This window comes from Streptomyces mesophilus, assembly GCF_011044995.1.
GTDB lineage: Bacteria > Actinomycetota > Actinomycetes > Streptomycetales > Streptomycetaceae > Streptomyces > Streptomyces mesophilus.
In genome coordinates this window covers 35,829-53,299 of sequence record NZ_JAAKZW010000023.1, presented here as the reverse complement: position 1 = coordinate 53,299, position 17,471 = coordinate 35,829, and the positions used below count along the sequence as shown (strand labels likewise).

Genomic DNA, 17,471 nt, shown 5'->3' with positions numbered 1-17,471 from the left:
TAAGAGACAGGCACCAGCGCCGTGCCCAGACCGATCCCCACCGCGGCCACGGCCTGCATCCCGCCGTCCCGCCCGGTGCCCTGCCCGACGCCTCCGGCCTGTCCGTCCTGGCCCTCGACCTGGAAGATCCCCGGATCACCGGCGTACGGCGGCCCGTCCGAGGCCGCCCCTTCCACGCCGACCCGCAGCGTCACATCCAGCGGCTTGTCCCCGTACTTCTCCGCAAGCTCCGGACTCAGCGTCACCTGCAGGTAGTACGCCCCCGCAAAACGCATCCCCTTGACCTTGGGAGCGGACGCAAGCCGGTTCTCGTACGCCACCGCCGGCACCCCCTCGAGCGCGGCCGTGACCCCCGTACCGCTCAAAGTGGGCTGCTCGGCGGTCACTTCCGCCCGGGCGGGATTGTGCAGCCCGAGCCGCAGCGCCGCCCCGACCGCCCCCTTGCCGCCCGTCCCGGTGAGCTCCGCTTCGGCCGCGAGCCGCTGCCCCCAGTCGACAGGCACCTTGTAGAAGAGCGTCCGCCCGGGCTCGACCCGCCCCCGCCAGGCACCCGCCCCGATGGCGGCCGCGTCATGGAAGCTCGTACCGCCCTGCCGCTCCTTCGCCGTCCCCTCCGGCAGCGAACCGGCCCCCGGCGCGGCCGCCGAAGGCGTGGCGCTCGGTGACGCGCCTTTCAGCGCGGGCTCGTTGACGAAGTCCAGCTCCAGGTCCCAGGACTCGCGCGAGGCCGCTCTGCCACCCTCCTCGCGCCCGACGACCACGGTGTACGTCCCGGCCGCCTGGCACCGCGTACTGCCCTGCTCGACCAGCCGCTCCACGGAGGCCACCAGCGGCCGCGGATAGTCGGCGGACCCGAACCCACTGGAGTCGGACCCGCACCGCCCGCCGTCCGCGTTCTCGAGCCACAGCTCGAGGCCGTCCCCGAAGGCCACCCGGTCATCGAGCCGGGGCAGCGCCACCGCCGAGACATACGCGGCCGAGCCGGCATCGAGCTCAACGCGGTAGTGCAGCTTCTGCCCGGCGGCGATGGTGCTGCGATACGTCTCGTCGGCGGCCAGCGTCGGAGCCCCGCCCGGCCCGCTCGCGCCCTCGACGTTCCGCGTCCCGTCCGGGAAGCCGTACGGATAGGGTTCCGCGGCTGCCGTCTGCGTGTGCAGCACCACCGCGGCGCCCAAGGCCACCGCCACTACCGCCGTACGTCTGCTGCCACGCCGCATCGTCACCGTGCTCCTCGTCTTCGCCCGGGCCGGTCTCATCCTGCCGCGACGCCCACGGCACTGTCAGCGCATGCCGAAGCACCGCCGGCAGATCGGCCCTGCACCCGGCCCGTTCACATGCGCAACCGAAAGATTCACTCAAGCGAACAAAAGGGACAGTCAGTGACCACGAGAGAACGGCTCGTAGTCACACTGAGCACACAACTGCACACCACGCAACACAAAGCCCCGGCCGCAAGCTGCGACCGGGGCAAGTGCAAAGAGACGTATATGGCTCACGAACCGGTGGGCACGGAGTCAGTCGCCTCCGTCCACAGATCCTGCTCGGCGCGATCCGCCTGGATCTGGCGGTACACGAGGAGCCCGCCGATGGCGGCCAGTGCGACCAGGAGAAGCTTCTTCACCGCGCTACCTCGTCTTTCCTTGACGTAGGGGACCTTCTGGCGCCCGACTATACACACCGGGGATGGCCGCCCGACGCCCTCATGGCGCACCCAACTCCCGCCCTCCACACCGCAGTCGACCTGCGAAAGAGCCCTGCCGAAGCCGGCGGGGACACCCCCGCGCCACCTTGTGACGTTCGCCGCTTTCACCCCTCGCGGGGGCAAAAGCGCACTCTCGGGGACCAAAAGGGCCCGCATGACTCCGAACGGGTGGTGTTAATCCGAAGATCGGCGAATCACGGCGGCGGCTCCCCCACTCCGAGTCCTGCGTACACATCATGAGGAAAGTACGCAAATCGTCCGACCCGAACGGGGACGGACGACCGCTCGACCGACCGATCCGAAAGGGAAAAATCATGGCTGCCACCAAGGCCACGCGTCTGTGGTCCGCGCTCGTCAGCGCGCTTCTCGCGTTCTTCGCCTCCCTGGGGCTCATCACCACCCAGGCCGCCGCGGCCGTACCGCAGCAGACCGACGCCGGCAACCCGGCGACGAGCACCCCGGCCGCGCACCCCGTGCCGGCCCCGCTCGCCGCGCGACCGTACGACCTGTCGCTACCGCCGACGATGAAGCAGCGCATCCGCGCCGAAGCACACGGCAGCTCGCCCTCGTCCCGCAGCTTCAAGATCCCCCGCGCCGAAGCCCGCCACCGGGCCGACACCCGTGAGCCGCACCTGCTGAACGAAGAGACTGCGGCCGGCACGTACGAGACGAACTCGGCAGCCGGCCACCTGCAGCACCACAGCAGTGACTGACGACTGAAGCTCGAATCGCTGCCGTTGACGTCAGCTACTGATGTCGGCCGTAGCCGAGGGACTTGACGGCGAGAAATGGGGAAGGAAAGTCACTTCCCCTGAGAAGTGCAAAGAAGTACAAAGAGGACGGCTCAGCAGAACGAGCCCCCGGCCCTCGGGCCGGCGCGGACCTTGTTCAGCAGCCTGGTGAACCACTTGGCAACAACTGGCCGGACCGCGGGTGGCCTTCACCCTCGTAGCAGTACCGGCCCTGATCTTCGTCACCGCTCGCGAAGCTCAAGAACGCAGAGCGATACGAAGCGCCGCCCCAGAGAACGTACGCAGGCAGGGAGAAGCAAGACCTGAACGACCGACCCCCGTTGTGCCGACATCCGCTCACCAGAGCAATGCGCCAAGCGGTACGCAGCCCTTCCAGCTCATTACGAGGAAAGGGCCGCCCCACCGCTCCCGGTAGCCCGGCCTCACCGAGGCTGCGCTCCACCTGATCGAAGGCGCTTGTAGCAGCACGGCACAGCACGCTGCCCGGCTGACGACCGGACCACAGCACGGTCCCCGAGACCGTCCGTCACCTCGGAACCCGACGCGCGCCTCCGTTTCCGCCGGCACCAGCCCGGCGACGCCACGGAGGAAGCCCTCGGGCGCACCGGTGACGCACGACGCGACGTCAACGTCCGCTGATCGGCTAGCGCCTGCGCCTCCTCTGGACCCAGACGACTGCCAGAGCGACTACGGCGACCGCGGTCAACAGGATCGCTTCAAGGACCACGGTGCTTCCGGCTGAGAACACGAGCATTCACCACCTCGGCGCAGTGTCTTGGTTCCAGACGGCCACTGATGTCAGCCGTAGACGTCAAAGACCCCCAGTCATGATCGACTGAGGGTCTTCTCGTATGTGGGGCTAACAGGATTTGAACCTGTGGCCTCATCCTTATCAGGGATGCGCTCTAACCAACTGAGCTATAGCCCCGCCGCGCTTTGCGGGGGTGTGTCCCGCGCGCTGACCTCTGAAGATTAGCGCACGACGCGCCCAGTCCCAAAATCGATAGAACCGGCCCAGCTGGAGGCGACTACTCGTCCTCCGCGAGCGTGAGCTCGATGCCGCCCACGAAACCGGCGGAGAGGTTGTAGATGAACGCTCCGAGCGTGGCGAGCGCCGTGGCGAGGACCACATCGATCACCGCGATGATCGAGGTGAACATCAGAACCCGGGGCAGGGAGAGGAACGCCTGAAGGTCGAAGCCGTTCGACTCGTTGGACCCCGTGGCCTCCGAGATCGTCCCGCCGACCGTGGAGAAGACGCCCATGGCGTCCATGACCATCCACAGGACGGCCGCAGCGACGATCGTGCAGATGCCCAGGGCGATGGAGAGCAGGAAGCTGACCTTCATCACCGACCACGGATCGGCCTTCGCGACCCGCAGCCGCGCCTTGCGCGTGCGCGGCGTCGTACGTGCGCCGGTCCGCGCACGGCGTACGGCACCCTCGGGAGGCGCCGGGTAGGCCTGCGGCGGGTGATAGGGACCGGCCGGCCCGTTCGGCTGACGCTCACCGGGCAGGGGCCCGGCGGCGTACTCGGACTGAGGCTCGGAGGCGTATGCCTGGGGCCCTCGCGTATCCGTCACTGTCCCCCCCTGCGCTGCGTGCTCAGACTCGGCGGGGCCACGGCCGCCTTCCGGTCCGGGTCCGTTCTTTCCGGCGCCCGTGGCTCCACTCACGTCCTGCACTCCTCGCGCTACTCGGTCTCGGGCGCCGTGCCCTCGTCCGTGCCGGCGGCCGTCTCACCCTCGGCCGACTCGGCCGACACAGCCGACTCGTCGTCGGCCCCGTCGACTTCCTCCGCCTCGCGCCCGGCCTCGGCGTTACGAGCGATACCGACCACGGCATCGCGCTTGCCCAGGTTGATCAGTTGGACGCCCATGGTGTCACGGCCCGTCTCCCTGACCTCGTTGACTCGCGTACGAATCACACCGCCGCCCAGGGTGATGGCGAGGATCTCATCGAGCTCCTCGACCACCAGCGCGCCGACGAGCGAGCCACGGTCCTCCACGATCTTGGCGGCCTTGATACCCAGGCCGCCGCGACCCTGGACGCGGTACTCGTCGACGGCGGTCCGCTTCGCGTACCCACCATCGGTTGCGGTGAACACGAACGTACCGGGCCGGACGACATTCATCGAGAGGAGTTCATCGCCTTCGCGGAAGCTCATTCCCTTGACGCCCGAGGTCGCGCGGCCCATCGGGCGCAGCGCATCGTCCGTTGCGGTGAACCTGATCGACTGGGCCTTCTTGCTGATGAGCAGCAGATCGTCCTCGGCGGAGATCAGCTCGGCGCCGATCAGCTCGTCGTCCGAACCGTCGTCCGTCTCACGCAAGTTGATGGCGATGACACCGCCCGAACGAGGCGAGTCGTAGTCCTTGAGCGAGGTCTTCTTGACCAGGCCCGACTTGGTCGCGAGGACCAGGTAGGGGACCGCGTCGTAGTCCCGGATCGCCAGGATCTCGGCGATCTGCTCGTCCGGCTGGAAGGCCAGAAGATTTGCCACGTGCTGACCGCGCGCGTCACGGCCCGCATCGGGCAGTTCGTACGCCTTCGCCCGGTACACCCGGCCCTTGTTGGTGAAGAACAGCAGCCAGTGGTGCGTGGTGGAGACGAAGAAGTGGTCGACGATGTCGTCTTCCTTGAGCTTCGTCCCGCGTACGCCCTTGCCGCCGCGCTTCTGCGAGCGGTAGTCCTCGGTCTTGGTCCGCTTGATGTAGCCGCCGCGGGTGATCGTGACGACGATGTCGTCCTCGGCGATCAGGTCCTCCATGGACATGTCGCCGTCGAAGGGCACCAGGGCGGAGCGGCGGTCGTCGCCGAACTTGTCGACGATCGCGGCCAGTTCCTCGCTGATGATCTGGCGCTGGCGCTCGGGCGAGGCGAGGATCGCGTTGTACTCGTTGATCTTCGCCTGGAGCTCGTCGTGCTCGGCGACGATCTTCTGGCGCTCCAGGGCGGCGAGCCGGCGCAGCTGCATCTCGAGGATGGCGTTGGCCTGGATCTCGTCGATCGAGAGCAGTTCCATCAGGCCCGTACGCGCGATGTCGACCGTGTCGCTGCGCCGGATCAGCGCGATGACCTCGTCGATGGCGTCCAGGGCCTTCAGCAGGCCGCGCAGGATGTGGGCGCGCTCCTCGGCCTTGCGCAGCCGGAACTTGGTGCGCCGGACGATGACCTCGACCTGGTGCGTCACCCAGTGGCGGATGAACGCGTCCAGGGAGAGGGTGCGCGGGACGCCGTCGACCAGGGCCAGCATGTTGGCGCCGAAGTTGGTCTGCAGGTCCGTGTGCTTGTACAGGTTGTTCAGGACGACCTTGGCGACCGCGTCGCGCTTGAGCACGATCACGAGGCGCTGGCCCGTACGCGAAGAGGTCTCGTCGCGGACGTCGGCGATGCCGCCGACCTTGCCGTCCTTCACGAGGTCGGCGATCTTCTGCGCGAGGTTGTCCGGGTTGACCTGGTACGGAAGCTCCGTGACCACCAGGCACTGGCGGGCCTGGATCTCCTCGACCGCGACGACCGCGCGCATCGTGATGGAGCCACGGCCCGTGCGGTACGCCTCCTCGATGCCCTTGCGGCCGACGACGAGGGCGCCGCTCGGGAAGTCGGGGCCCTTGATGCGCTCGATCAGCGCGTCCAGGAGCTCCTCGTGGGAGGCCTCGGGGTTCTCCAGGTACCACTGGGCACCGGCCGCGACCTCGCGCAGGTTGTGCGGCGGGATGTTGGTGGCCATACCGACCGCGATACCGGCGGAGCCGTTGATCAGCAGGTTCGGGAAGCGGGCCGGCAGGACGGTCGGCTCCTGGGAGCGCCCGTCGTAGTTGTCCGTGAAGTCGACGGTCTCCTCGTCGATGTCGCGGACCATCTCCATCGACAGCGGCGCCATCTTGCACTCGGTGTAGCGCATGGCGGCCGCCGGGTCGTTGCCCGGGGAGCCGAAGTTGCCGTTGGAGTCCACCAGCGGCATCCGCATCGACCACGGCTGCGCGAGGCGGACCAGCGCGTCGTAGATCGAGGTGTCGCCGTGCGGGTGGTAGTTGCCCATGACGTCGCCGACGACGCGGGCGCACTTGTAGAAGCCCTTCTCGGGCCGGTACCCGCCGTCGTACATCGCGTACAGGACGCGGCGGTGGACGGGCTTCAGACCGTCCCGTACGTCCGGCAGCGCGCGGGACACGATGACGGACATCGCGTAGTCGAGGTAGGAGCGCTGCATCTCCGTCTCGAGCCCGACGGGCTCGATGCGCATCGCGACTTCGCCCTCACCGGGGAGGCCGGAATCAGAAGAAATGGGAGCTGTCTCGTCGGCCATGGCCGTTCAAGATCCTTTCGAAGCGGTACGTGACCGACTCAGATGTCGAGGAAGCGGACGTCCTTGGCATTGCGCTGGATGAACGAGCGGCGTGCTTCCACGTCCTCGCCCATCAGGACCGAGAACAGGTCGTCGGCCTGCGCGGCGTCGTCCAGCGTGACCAGGCCGAGCACGCGGTGCTCCTGGTCCATGGTCGTGATGCGCAGCTCCTCGGCGTTCATCTCACCGAGACCCTTGAAGCGCTGGACCGAGTCGTCCTTGATGCGCTTGCCGGCCTGGCGGCCGAGCTCGATCAGGGCGTCGCGCTCGCGGTCCGAGTACGCGTACTGGAAGTCGTCCCGGGTCCACTTGATCTTGTAGAGCGGCGGGCGCGACAGGTAGACGTGACCCGCCTCGACCAGCGGCCGCATGAAGCGGAACAGGAAGGTCAGCAGCAGGGTGTTGATGTGCTGGCCGTCGACGTCGGCGTCCGCCATCAGGATGATCTTGTGATAGCGGAGCTTCTCGATGTCGAAGTCCTCGTGGACTCCGGTGCCGAAGGCCGAGATCAGCGCCTGGATCTCCTGGTTCTGCAGGATCTTGTCGATCCGCGCCTTCTCGACGTTGAGGATCTTGCCTCGGATCGGGAGGATCGCCTGGTACTGCGGGTTACGGCCGGACTTGGCCGAACCGCCGGCGGAGTCACCCTCGACGATGAAGATCTCGCACTTGGCGGGGTCGTTCGACTGGCAGTCGGAGAGCTTGCCCGGCAGCGAGGCGGACTCGAGCAGCCCCTTGCGGCGGGTGAGGTCACGCGCCTTGCGGGCCGCCACGCGCGCGGTGGCCGCGGCGATGGACTTGCGGACGATGTCCGCGCCCTCGTTGGGGTTGCGGTCCAGCCAGTCGGCCAGGTGCTCGTAGACCGCCTTCTGTACGAAGGTCTTGGCCTCGGTGTTGCCCAGCTTGGTCTTGGTCTGGCCCTCGAACTGCGGCTCGGCCAGCTTGACCGAGATGATCGCGGTCAGACCCTCGCGGATGTCGTCACCCGTGAGGTTGTCGTCCTTCTCACGGAGCAGCTTCTTGTCGCGCGCGTACTTGTTGATCAGCGAGGTCATCGCGGCCCGGAAGCCCTCTTCGTGGGTACCGCCCTCGTGCGTGTGGATGATGTTCGCGAACGAGTAGACACCCTCGCTGTACTGCGAGTTCCACTGCATCGCCACTTCGAGCGACAGCGCCTTGTCCGAGTCCTCTGCCTCGAGGGAGATGATCGTGGGGTGGATCATCTCGCCCTTGCGCGAGTTGAGGTACTTCACGAAGTCGACGATGCCGCCTTCGTAGTGGTACGTGACCGACATGGCCTGGCCGTCGTCCGCGGCGTCGGCGGTGTCCGCGCCGGTCACGGCCTTCGCCGACTCGCGCTCGTCGGTGAGCTTGATCGTCAGGCCCTTGTTGAGGAAGGCCATCTCCTGGAAGCGCCGCGACAGCGTCTCGAAGGAGTACTCGGTGGTCTCGAAGATGTCGGGGTCGGCCCAGAACGTGACCGCGGTGCCGGTGTCCGTCGTGGCCTCGTGGCGCTCGAGCGGCGCGGTCGGGGCACCCGCCTTGTACTCCTGCGTCCAGCGGTAACCGTCCGTCTTGATCTCGACGGCGAGCTTGTGCGACAGCGCGTTCACCACGGAGACGCCGACACCGTGCAGACCGCCGGAGACGGAGTAGCCGCCGCCGCCGAACTTGCCGCCCGCGTGCAGCACGGTCAGTACGACCTCGACGGCCGGCTTCTTCTCGACGGGGTGGATGCCCACGGGGATGCCACGGCCGTTGTCGATCACGCGCACCGCGCCATCGGCGAGGATCGTGACGTCGATGGTGTCCGCGTGGCCGGCGAGCGCCTCGTCGACCGCGTTGTCGACGACCTCGTACACAAGGTGGTGCAGACCGCGCTCACCGGTCGAGCCGATGTACATACCCGGTCGCTTGCGGACCGCGTCCAGACCCTCGAGGACGGTGATGGCGCTGGCGTCGTACACATTCGCGTTCGCGCCGGCGTCGGTGAGGGGGATGTTCTCGTTGGGGTTGCCGGAATCGGCCACGAAGCGCCCTTTCTGGCACAGCACAAGCCAAGCTCCCGGCACATTGTCGGGAGCGGCTGCGTCGTTCGTATAAGACGGCGTTCCTCCCGCGCGCGCGTCGCGTGTGGTGCGCGTGCCGCGAGAAGACGTGAAGCAGCGTTCTGGCCCCGGACCCCCGAAGGGGCGGGATTGTCTCCCAGTCTACCGGTAGCGCGGACAGTGATGGGGGTTTGCTGGCCCTTGAGTCCGCATGTGCCGCCCTGAACCGGTCTCGCCCGACTCCCCATATGCGGAACGGGGCTCCAAGAGGCTCACGCGGGCGCTCAGCGCTTCGGGCTGTCAACCCTCCACTACGGTGAGGGACGGGTCGGGTGTACGGCATGCGTACGACCTAGCCGTACGTATCGCCGGGGCCCGTGCTGCCGGGGGCGCGCAAGGGTCCGTAGCGCCGCGGGGGGCCGCCGGGACCGAGCACTTTGATGAGGCGGACGGTGCCCTGGCCGAGGTCCTGGTTGAGCCGCGCGACCAGCTGCGGGGCGAGCAGACGCAGCTGCGTGGCCCAGGCGGTCGAGTCGCACTGGACGGTCAGGACGCGCTCGGCGTCATCGTCGTCATACTTCAGCGGAACACAGTGCTTGGCGAGGTCGTCGCCGACGATCTGCGGCCAGCGGCCCATCACCCCGCCGACAGCGGCCGGGGTCTCCCAGCCGCGCTCGGTGATCAGGCGATTGATCGCGGCGCCGAGGGGGAGCGGGTCGCGGCCGTCGGCCCGGGCGCCGGACCTCAGCCCGCCGCCCCGCCTGGCCTGCTTCTTCTGCTGCGCCTCGGCGCCGCGCGCGCGGGCCTGCTCCTTGGCGGCGCGCAGGGCGACGCGGGCGAGGTCGATGCCGCTGGGTTCGGCGGGCTTCTTCGGCTCGGGGGCCTCGGAGCCTGAATCGGCGCCCGATTCGGAGGTCATACGCGGGTCACCTCACCCTGCGATACGGCGTAGCGCACGCCGGCCAGCACATCCGGTACGTCGTCCTCGACCGCGGCCGTCACCAGGACCTGCTCACCGGGGGCGACCAGCTCGGCGAGCCGTTCGCGGCGCCGGGTGTCCAGCTCGGCGAAGACGTCGTCGAGCACGAGCACCGGCTCGTTGCCCTCGGCGCGCAGCAGGTCGTACGAGGCCAGGCGCAACGCAAGGGCATACGACCAGGACTCGCCGTGGCTCGCGTACCCCTTCGCGGGCAGCTCGCCGAGTCCGAGCAGCAGATCGTCGCGGTGCGGTCCGACGAGGGTCACGCCGCGCTCGATCTCCTGCTTACGGACGCCGACGAGCGCGGCGAGCAGCTGCTCGTACAGCTCCTCGCGGCCGGTCCCCGAGCCTTCGGCGGACGGCTTGTACTCGAGCACCAACGGGCCGCCGCCGGGCGCCAGTTGCTCGTACGCCTTGTCGGCGAGCGGCTGCAATGCGGCGATCAGGTCGAGCCGCTGGGCCAGCAACTCGGCGCCCGCGCGGGCCAGATGCTGGTCCCATACGTCGAGTGTGGACAGGTCCATGGAGCGGCCGCCGTGCCGGCGGGCCATGGCGGCGGACTTGAGCAGGGTGTTGCGCTGCTTGAGCACCCGGTCGTAGTCGGAGCGCACTGCGGCCATACGCGGGGAGCGGGCCGTGACCAGCTCGTCCAGGAAGCGGCGGCGCTCACCGGGGTCGCCCTTCACCAGGGCGAGGTCCTCGGGAGCGAACAGGACCGTGCGTACTATCCCCAGCACATCGCGCGGTCTGACCTGCGAAGACCTGTTGATACGCGCCCGGTTGGACCTGCCGGGGTTCAGCTCGAGCTCGACCAGCTGCTGCCGCTCGCCCTGACGGACCTGGGCGCGGATGACGGCGCGCTCGGCCCCCATCCGTACGAGCGGGGCGTCCGAGGAGACTCGGTGGCTGCCGAGAGTCGCCAGGTACCCGACGGCCTCCACCAGGTTGGTCTTGCCCTGCCCGTTGGGGCCCACGAACGCGGTGACGCCCGGGTCGAGCGGAACCTCGACCCGGGCGTAGGAACGGAAGTCGGCCAGCGACAGATGCGTGACGTGCATGGTGTGTGCCGACCTCCCCCGGCTGCCTCACTCGGCTGCCTCAGTCCCGGACAGCCGTGCACAGGCTGTGGATCAGTGCTCGCTCTTGGACTCGACGGCGTGGCCGCCGAACTGGTTGCGCAGCGCCGCGATCATCTTCATCTGCGGCGAGTCGTCCTGGCGCGAGGCGAAGCGGGCGAAGAGCGACGCGGTGATCGCGGGCAGCGGTACGGCGTTGTCGATGGCGGCTTCCACCGTCCAGCGGCCCTCGCCGGAGTCCTGCGCGAAACCGCGCAGCTTCTCCAGGTGCTCGTCGTCGTCCAGCGCATTGACGGCGAGGTCGAGCAGCCAGGAACGGATGACCGTGCCCTCCTGCCACGAGCGGAAGACCTCACGTACGTCGGTGACCGAGTCGACCTTCTCCAGGAGCTCCCAGCCCTCGGCGTAGGCCTGCATCATCGCGTACTCGATACCGTTGTGAACCATCTTCGAGAAGTGGCCGGCACCGACCTTGCCCGCGTGCACCGAGCCGAAGTCGCCCTCGGGCTTGAGCGCGTCGAACACCGGCTGGACCTTCGCGATGTCCGCGGCGTCGCCGCCGTACATCAGCGCATAGCCGTTCTGCAGACCCCAGACGCCGCCCGAGACACCGCAGTCGACGAAGCCGATGCCCTTGGCCGCGAGCTCCTCGGCGTGCTTCTCGTCGTCCGTCCAGCGCGAGTTGCCGCCGTCGACGACGACGTCGCCCGGCTCGAGCAGCTCGCCGAGCTCGTCGATGGTGGACTGGGTCGCGGCCCCGGCCGGGACCATCACCCAGACCACGCGCGGACCCTTCAGCTTGCCCACAAGCTCCCGCAGGCTGTGGACATCCGCGACGTCCGGGTTGCGGTCGTATCCGATGACGGTGTGGCCTGCGCGGCGGATGCGCTCGCGCATGTTGCCGCCCATCTTGCCGAGACCGACGAGACCGAGCTCCATCAGGTGTTCCTTTTAAGTCGCGTGGTGGGTTTTCGTGCTTTCGTACCTACGTCCGAGCTTAAGCCCGGACGTAGGTACCCACCTGCGGGGCCCCTGGGGCGCCCGATTCCCGTACGTCAGCCGCTGAGGCGGACCGGCATGATCAGGTACTTGTACGCGTCGTCCGCCTCGGCGTCCACGGCCGGCTTGCCGCTGAGCAGCGCGGGCTTGGTGGACGTGGTGAAGCTCAGCTGCGCGGCCGGCGAGTCGATGGCGCTGAGGCCGTCGAGCAGGAACGTCGGGTTGAACGCGATGGAGATGTCGTCGCCGTCGAGCTGGGCGTCGACCCTTTCCACAGCCTGTGCGTCGTCGCTGGAGCCGGCCTCCAGGATCAGCACGCCCTGCTCGAAGCTGAGACGCACCGGGGTGTTGCGCTCGGCGACCAGGGCCACGCGCTTGACGGCCTCGACGAACGGGGCGGTCTCGATGATCGCGACCGAGTTGAACTCCGTCGGGAAGAGCGTCTTGTACTTCGGCAGATCGCCTTCGAGCAGCCGGGTCGTGGTGCGCCGTCCTGCGCCCTCGAAACCGATCAGACCCTCGCCCGAGCCCGAGCCGGACAGCGCGATGGTGACGCTGTCGCCGCTGGTGAGCGCCTTGGCGGTGTCCAGGAGGGTCTTGGCGGGCACCAGGGCGACCGCGGAGGCGTCCGGCACCTCGGGCTTCCACAGGAACTCGCGGACCGCGAAGCGGTAGCGGTCGGTGGACGCCAGCGTGACGGTGTCGCCCTCGATCTCGATCCGCACACCGGTGAGCACCGGCAGCGTGTCGTCACGGCCGGCGGCGATGGCCACCTGGGCCGCGGCGGAGGCGAAGACCTCACCGGGGACGGTGCCGGTCGCCGAGGGCATCTGCGGCAGCGCCGGGTACTCCTCGACGGGGAGGGTGTGCAGCGTGAACCGCGAGGATCCACAGACCACCGTCGCCCGTACACCGTCTGTGGAAATCTCCACCGGCCGGTTGGGCAGTGCCCTCGTGATGTCGGCGAGCAGCCGGCCCGAGACCAGGACCGTGCCCTCCTCGTCGACCTCCGCGTCCACCGAGACGCGGGCCGAGACCTCGTAGTCGAAGCCGGAGAGGCTCAGCGCGCCTTCCTCCGCCTTCAGCAGAAGGCCCGCCAGGACCGGCGCCGGCGGACGGGCAGGGAGGCTGCGTGCCGCCCAGGCCACCGCCTCCGCGAGTACGTCGCGCTCTACCCGGATCTTCACCGTAAGCCGCCTCCTGCTGACGCCTGGCTGCTCGCCCTGCTGGTCTGTCGTCGCTGTCTGAGTGGTTGGCCCGTCCCCAAGGTGGGGAGAACGCCGGGGACCAGTCTGACGCACCGCACTGACAGCTGGTGCCTGTCGGGGTCAAGTCGTGACGGGCGGGCAGAGGTCGACGCGCCTCGAGTTGTGCACAGCCCCCACTTCAAATCGATTCCAGCCCTCTCTCTACTTGGTCGTAGTAGTAGGGGCTGTGGAAACCGTGGATAACCTCGTTTTCGCAGGTCAGGGCCCAAATTTTGTCCACCGTGCCTGTGTACGGCGCCCGTGGATAACCCCGGTGAACTGTGGACGGCGGAAAGTTCTGCACACCTGATGCACAGCCAAGGGCCACTTCTCCCCAGCGTCGTCCCCAGCTTTACCCAGGTTGCCCACAGGCCAACCTGGCACCTTTGTGTGACGCCTTTCACTCGACCCGGTGAGATGGCGCGTTGCGTTGCCGAACAGTGGACAGGCGTGTGGAGAAGCTGGGGACAAGTGCCCGATCCCTGTGGGCAGCCGGTGGACAACTTCATCAACAGCCTGTGGGCAGAGGATTCATCCACAGTCTGTGGAGATCCGTTGTCCACGAATCCACAGGCCCCTGACCTGGGTTGATGACCTGTCACCAGCCTGGCCTGTGGACACAATCTGGACAACTCGGCAGTCCCCAGGGTGTGGACGGGCATTTCTTCGCACTTCTGTGGAGAAACAGTCCTGCACAAGGGCTATTCGAACAGCTGCGAGCGGCCGGGGAGTTCGCGTCGGCGCCTGTGGCGTGCCGATTGCGTACGGGAAGAGGCCCGCAGACGACGAGAAGCGCCCCGGGAACCGTGTCCCGGGGCGCTTCTGAGGGCCGTAACTCTGGCGCTGTCAGCCGTTCTTGATGCGGTTGGTGAGCTCGGTGACCTGGTTGTAGATGGAGCGGCGCTCAGCCATCAGCGCGCGGATCTTGCGGTCCGCGTGCATCACGGTCGTGTGGTCGCGGCCGCCGAACTGCGCGCCGATCTTCGGCAGCGAGAGATCGGTGAGCTCGCGGCACAGATACATGGCGATCTGCCGCGCGGTCACCAGGACCCGGCTGCGCGACGAGCCGCACAGGTCGTCCACGGTGAGCCCGAAGTAGTCGGCGGTGGCGGCCATGATGGCCGTCGCCGTGATCTCCGGAGCCGAGTCCTCGCCGCCGGGGATCAGGTCCTTGAGCACGATCTCGGTCAGGCCGAGGTCCACCGGCTGCCGGTTCAGCGAGGCGAAGGCGGTGACGCGGATCAGCGCGCCCTCGAGCTCACGGATATTGCGCGAGATCCGCGAGGCGATGAACTCGAGCACCTCCGGCGGGGCGTTGAGCTGCTCCTGCACCGCCTTCTTGCGCAGGATCGCGATACGGGTCTCCAGCTCGGGCGGCTGGACGTCCGTGATCAGGCCCCACTCGAAGCGGTTGCGCAGCCGGTCCTCCAGGGTGACCAGCTGCTTGGGCGGCCGGTCGCTGGAGAGCACGATCTGCTTGTTCGCGTTGTGCAGCGTATTGAAGGTGTGGAAGAACTCCTCCTGCGTCGACTCCTTGTCCGCGAGGAACTGGATGTCATCGACGAGCAGGATGTCCATCTCGCGGTACCGCTTGCGGAAGCTGTCGCCCTTGCCGTCGCGGATCGAGTTGATGAACTCGTTGGTGAACTCCTCCGAGCTCACGTACCGCACCCGCGTACCGGGATAGAGGCTGCGCGCGTAGTGCCCGATGGCGTGCAGCAGGTGCGTCTTGCCGAGGCCCGACTCCCCATAGATGAACAGGGGGTTGTACGCCTTGGCCGGCGCCTCGGCGACGGCGACCGCGGCCGCGTGCGCGAAGCGGTTCGAGGCACCGATGACGAAGGTGTCGAAGAGGTACTTCGGGTTCAGGCGCGCGGTCGGCTCACCGGGCCCGGTGGCCGGCGCGGGCTGCGCGGCGAGCGGGCCGGGGGCGCCGCTGGGTGCCGAACCGCCTCGGCCGCCCGAGTTGTTCCCCATGCCGGGGCGCTGCTGCTCGTATCCCTGCTGGCGCTGCTTCTCGTACAGGCCGCGGTCGCTGTCGTACGAAGGGCGGTCGGAGTCGTACGACGGGCGTTCGGAACGGTAGCCGCGCGGCGGCTGCGGGGAGCCGTAGGGATCGCGTTCGGGGTAGCCGTCGCGCTCCGGGTAGCCGTCCCGGTCGGGGGCCTTGTAGCTGTCCCGGTCCTGGGAGTTGTACGGCTCGCGCTCCGGCGATCCGTACGTGTCGCGTTCGGGGAAGCCGAGGCGCGGCTGCTGCCAGCCGTAGTCGTCCTGCTGTCCTGGCCGCGGCCAGGCGCCGGGCTCGCGGCGCTGGTAGTCGGGGTAGGCCGGGCGGACCGTGGGAAGCGGGTCGTTCTGCTGTTCGTCGTGGCGGGGGCCCTGGTCGGGGCCTTCGTGCCGGGCGCCTTCGTGCCGTCCCTCGTCGCGACGGCCGTCGTCGCGGTGTCCTTCATCCCGGTGGCCGTCATCCCGGTTGTCACGGCTATCCCGGTTGTCACGGTTATCCCGGCTGTCCCGGTTGTCGCGGGCGTCACGACGTCCGTCGTCCCGGCGGCTTTCGTCGCGCCGACCGTAGTTCTCGTACGGCGGGGTGTTCGGGCCGTTCTGCCCGCGCGGGCCCATCCCGGGGAAAGCGCCCGGGAGTTCAGGCTCCTCGAAACGCTCCGGCGGCTGCGGCGCCGGGGACGACGGGGATGTGAGCGGCAGTTCGCCCATCGACTCGTCGACCGTGATCGCGATACGGATCGGCCGGCCGCACTCACGGCTCAGCGTCTCGCTGACGATCGGGGCGAGCCGCCCCTCGAGCCGGTTCTTCGCCATCTCGTTCGGTACGGCGAGCAGCGCCGTGTCCGCGACGAGCGCCAGGGGCTGGCAGCGCCGGATCCACTGCACATCCTTCGCCTCGACCCCTTGGCCGTGCCCGTCGCGCCCCTCGCCGAGCAGCTGTTCCAGCACGCGTGGCCAGACTGCGGCAAGATCGGCAGGTACGTCAGCCACAGGGCACGCTCTCTCACGAGTTCACGATGTCCCACGAAGGTGTGGTTCTGCGGGACTGGTGTGTACGGGGTTACGGCGGGAAAATCCGGGTCGGTCCTCCCACGATCCTGGATGGAATCGGCTCGGATGGGTGGGACGGGGCGAAGCCGGGTGGGTTCGGGTCAATCCGAGTCCAGCCACGGTAGTCAGGGCGACGGCTGCGGTTCAAGTTGTTGTCCACAGCCTGTGCACAGTGTCGGTCCCCGCCGGCCCTCCGCACTGATCCTTTGCTGGTTTGACCGGATGGCGTAGCCCCGCGTACCGTAACCAGGTCGAGTTGTCGATGGCTGCTGCCGCCTGCCTCCGATGGGCGTAGATCACGCGAGTGATCACTAAGCGGTGCACTCGGGCGTAATCGCGAGCTACTCGTGGGCGCACGGTGACAGCCAGGCGACATCGCCCACCCGATTGATTTCTCTGGAGCCCCCGAGTGAGCAAGCGCACCTTCCAGCCGAACAACCGCCGCCGCGCCAAGACCCACGGCTTCCGCCTGCGGATGCGTACCCGTGCCGGCCGCGCCGTCCTGGCGTCCCGCCGCAGCAAGGGTCGCAGCCGCCTGTCGGCCTGATTCCGCAGGTCATGACGTCGTGCTGCCTACCGAGCATCGGCTGAGGCGGCGCGAGGACTTCGCGACCGCGGTACGCCGGGGACGCCGGGCTGGACGCCCGCTCCTCGTCGTCCATCTACGCAGCGGTGCTGATCTCTATAAAGACGGGGACCCGCACGTGGCTGGGGAGAGCACTCCCCCGACGCGTGCGGGTTTCGTCGTGAGCAAGGCCGTGGGCGTGGCGGTCGTACGCAACAAGGTGAAGCGCCGCCTCAGGCACCTGGTGCGCGAACGGCTGAGCGAGCTGCCCCCCGGTAGCCTGGTAGTCGTACGAGCGCTGCCCGGAGCGGGTGACGCCGACCATGCACAGCTGGCCCGGGACCTGGATGCCGCGCTCGCGCGGCTTCTGTCAGGGGGCGCGCGATGAAATATCCACTGCTGGCTTTGATCAAGCTGTACCAGTGGACCATCAGCCCACTCCTCGGGCCGGTGTGCAAGTACTACCCGTCGTGCTCCCACTACGGCTTCACGGCCATCGACCGGCACGGCGCGATCAAGGGAACAGGGCTCACCGCCTGGCGCATCCTGCGCTGCAACCCGTGGTCGCACGGTGGTGTCGACCATGTACCACCGCGCAAGCGGCCGCGATGGCACGAAATGCTGCGCAACGCCTGGCGCAACCGGGGCGGAAAGGCCCCCACCGAGACTCCGTCCCACGCTCAAGGAGCCTGATT

Annotated in this window: 14 protein-coding genes and 1 tRNA gene; 4 read left to right on the top strand and 11 right to left on the bottom strand. The window is 68.3% G+C overall.

Translation table 11 applies throughout. The annotated features are described in order from the left end of the window. Positions 1-1,223 (bottom strand): hypothetical protein (locus tag G6045_RS09680; protein ID WP_165331449.1); only part of this gene is annotated, 1,223 nt, incomplete at its 3' end. A 269-nt stretch (positions 1,224-1,492) separates the two neighbouring features. Continuing rightward, positions 1,493-1,621 (bottom strand): DLW-39 family protein, encoded by a 129-nt coding sequence (locus G6045_RS41360; protein WP_003999697.1) that lies wholly within the window; start codon positions 1,619-1,621, stop codon positions 1,493-1,495. 395 nt (positions 1,622-2,016) lie between these two features. Here G6045_RS41360 and G6045_RS09670 point away from each other — a divergent pair, with 395 nt between their 5' ends. Next, the gene (locus G6045_RS09670; protein WP_165331447.1) at positions 2,017-2,415 is read left to right on the top strand and encodes a DUF6344 domain-containing protein; all 399 of its coding nucleotides are present in this window, start codon (positions 2,017-2,019) and stop codon (positions 2,413-2,415) included. An 893-nt stretch (positions 2,416-3,308) separates the two neighbouring features. On the opposite strand, the gene G6045_RS09665 is transcribed toward G6045_RS09670, so the two are convergent. From G6045_RS09665 to dnaA, 9 genes are all read right to left on the bottom strand, one after another. Further along, positions 3,309-3,382 (bottom strand) — tRNA-Ile (locus G6045_RS09665). Positions 3,383-3,482: 100 nt separating this feature from the next. Continuing rightward, positions 3,483-4,130 carry a DUF3566 domain-containing protein gene (locus G6045_RS09660; protein ID WP_165331446.1) on the bottom strand — a complete coding sequence of 216 codons (648 nt, stop codon included), beginning with the start codon at positions 4,128-4,130 and terminating at the stop codon, positions 3,483-3,485. Positions 4,131-4,147: 17 nt separating this feature from the next. Continuing rightward, complete coding sequence (gene gyrA, locus G6045_RS09655; RefSeq protein WP_165331445.1) at positions 4,148-6,766, bottom strand: DNA gyrase subunit A; 2,619 nt, start codon at positions 6,764-6,766, stop codon at positions 4,148-4,150. Positions 6,767-6,804: 38 nt separating this feature from the next. Next, entirely contained in the window at positions 6,805-8,859 is a 2,055-nt protein-coding gene (gene gyrB / locus G6045_RS09650) for a DNA topoisomerase (ATP-hydrolyzing) subunit B (RefSeq protein ID WP_165331444.1), read from the bottom strand. Between the two features lie 346 nt (positions 8,860-9,205). After that, the gene (locus G6045_RS09645; RefSeq protein WP_165331443.1) at positions 9,206-9,772 is read right to left on the bottom strand and encodes a DUF721 domain-containing protein; all 567 of its coding nucleotides are present in this window, start codon (positions 9,770-9,772) and stop codon (positions 9,206-9,208) included. Continuing rightward, complete coding sequence (recF, locus tag G6045_RS09640) at positions 9,769-10,890, bottom strand: DNA replication/repair protein RecF (RefSeq protein ID WP_165331442.1); 1,122 nt, start codon at positions 10,888-10,890, stop codon at positions 9,769-9,771. Before recF ends, G6045_RS09645 begins: the two co-directional genes overlap by 4 nt. A 72-nt stretch (positions 10,891-10,962) precedes the next feature. Next, the gene (gene gnd / locus G6045_RS09635) at positions 10,963-11,847 is read right to left on the bottom strand and encodes a phosphogluconate dehydrogenase (NAD(+)-dependent, decarboxylating) (RefSeq protein WP_165331441.1); all 885 of its coding nucleotides are present in this window, start codon (positions 11,845-11,847) and stop codon (positions 10,963-10,965) included. A gap of 116 nt (positions 11,848-11,963) precedes the next feature. Further along, positions 11,964-13,094 carry a DNA polymerase III subunit beta gene (gene dnaN, locus G6045_RS09630; RefSeq protein WP_165331440.1) on the bottom strand — a complete coding sequence of 377 codons (1,131 nt, stop codon included), beginning with the start codon at positions 13,092-13,094 and terminating at the stop codon, positions 11,964-11,966. Between the two features lie 906 nt (positions 13,095-14,000). After that, the gene (gene dnaA, locus G6045_RS09625) at positions 14,001-16,151 is read right to left on the bottom strand and encodes a chromosomal replication initiator protein DnaA (protein ID WP_165331439.1); all 2,151 of its coding nucleotides are present in this window, start codon (positions 16,149-16,151) and stop codon (positions 14,001-14,003) included. Positions 16,152-16,620: 469 nt separating this feature from the next. Here dnaA and rpmH point away from each other — a divergent pair, with 469 nt between their 5' ends. From rpmH to yidD, 3 genes are read left to right on the top strand one after another with little or no spacing between them, the layout of a single operon-like run. Beyond that, entirely contained in the window at positions 16,621-16,758 is a 138-nt protein-coding gene (rpmH, locus tag G6045_RS09620) for a 50S ribosomal protein L34 (RefSeq protein ID WP_165331438.1), read from the top strand. A 19-nt stretch (positions 16,759-16,777) separates the two neighbouring features. Beyond that, on the top strand, positions 16,778-17,164 hold the full coding sequence (gene rnpA / locus G6045_RS09615; protein ID WP_165331437.1) for a ribonuclease P protein component: 387 nt from the start codon (positions 16,778-16,780) through the stop codon (positions 17,162-17,164). Then, positions 17,161-17,469, top strand: a complete 309-nt coding sequence (gene yidD / locus G6045_RS09610) for a membrane protein insertion efficiency factor YidD (protein ID WP_052578308.1) — start codon at positions 17,161-17,163, stop codon at positions 17,467-17,469. Before rnpA ends, yidD begins: the two co-directional genes overlap by 4 nt. The last annotated feature ends 2 nt before the right edge of the window (positions 17,470-17,471 follow it).

What these genes read in the sequence shown, in the direction of transcription:
- G6045_RS09670 (WP_165331447.1), top strand. Translation starts at nt 2,017, where the DNA reads ATGGCTGCCACCAAGGCCACGCGTCTGTGGTCCGCGCTCGTCAGCGCG.
- yidD (WP_052578308.1), top strand. Translation starts at nt 17,161, where the DNA reads ATGAAATATCCACTGCTGGCTTTGATCAAGCTGTACCAGTGGACCATC.
- gyrA (WP_165331445.1), bottom strand. Translation starts at nt 6,766, where the DNA reads ATGGCCGACGAGACAGCTCCCATTTCTTCTGATTCCGGCCTCCCCGGT.
- recF (WP_165331442.1), bottom strand. Translation starts at nt 10,890, where the DNA reads ATGCACGTCACGCATCTGTCGCTGGCCGACTTCCGTTCCTACGCCCGG.
- G6045_RS09645 (WP_165331443.1), bottom strand. Translation starts at nt 9,772, where the DNA reads ATGACCTCCGAATCGGGCGCCGATTCAGGCTCCGAGGCCCCCGAGCCG.
- gnd (WP_165331441.1), bottom strand. Translation starts at nt 11,847, where the DNA reads ATGGAGCTCGGTCTCGTCGGTCTCGGCAAGATGGGCGGCAACATGCGC.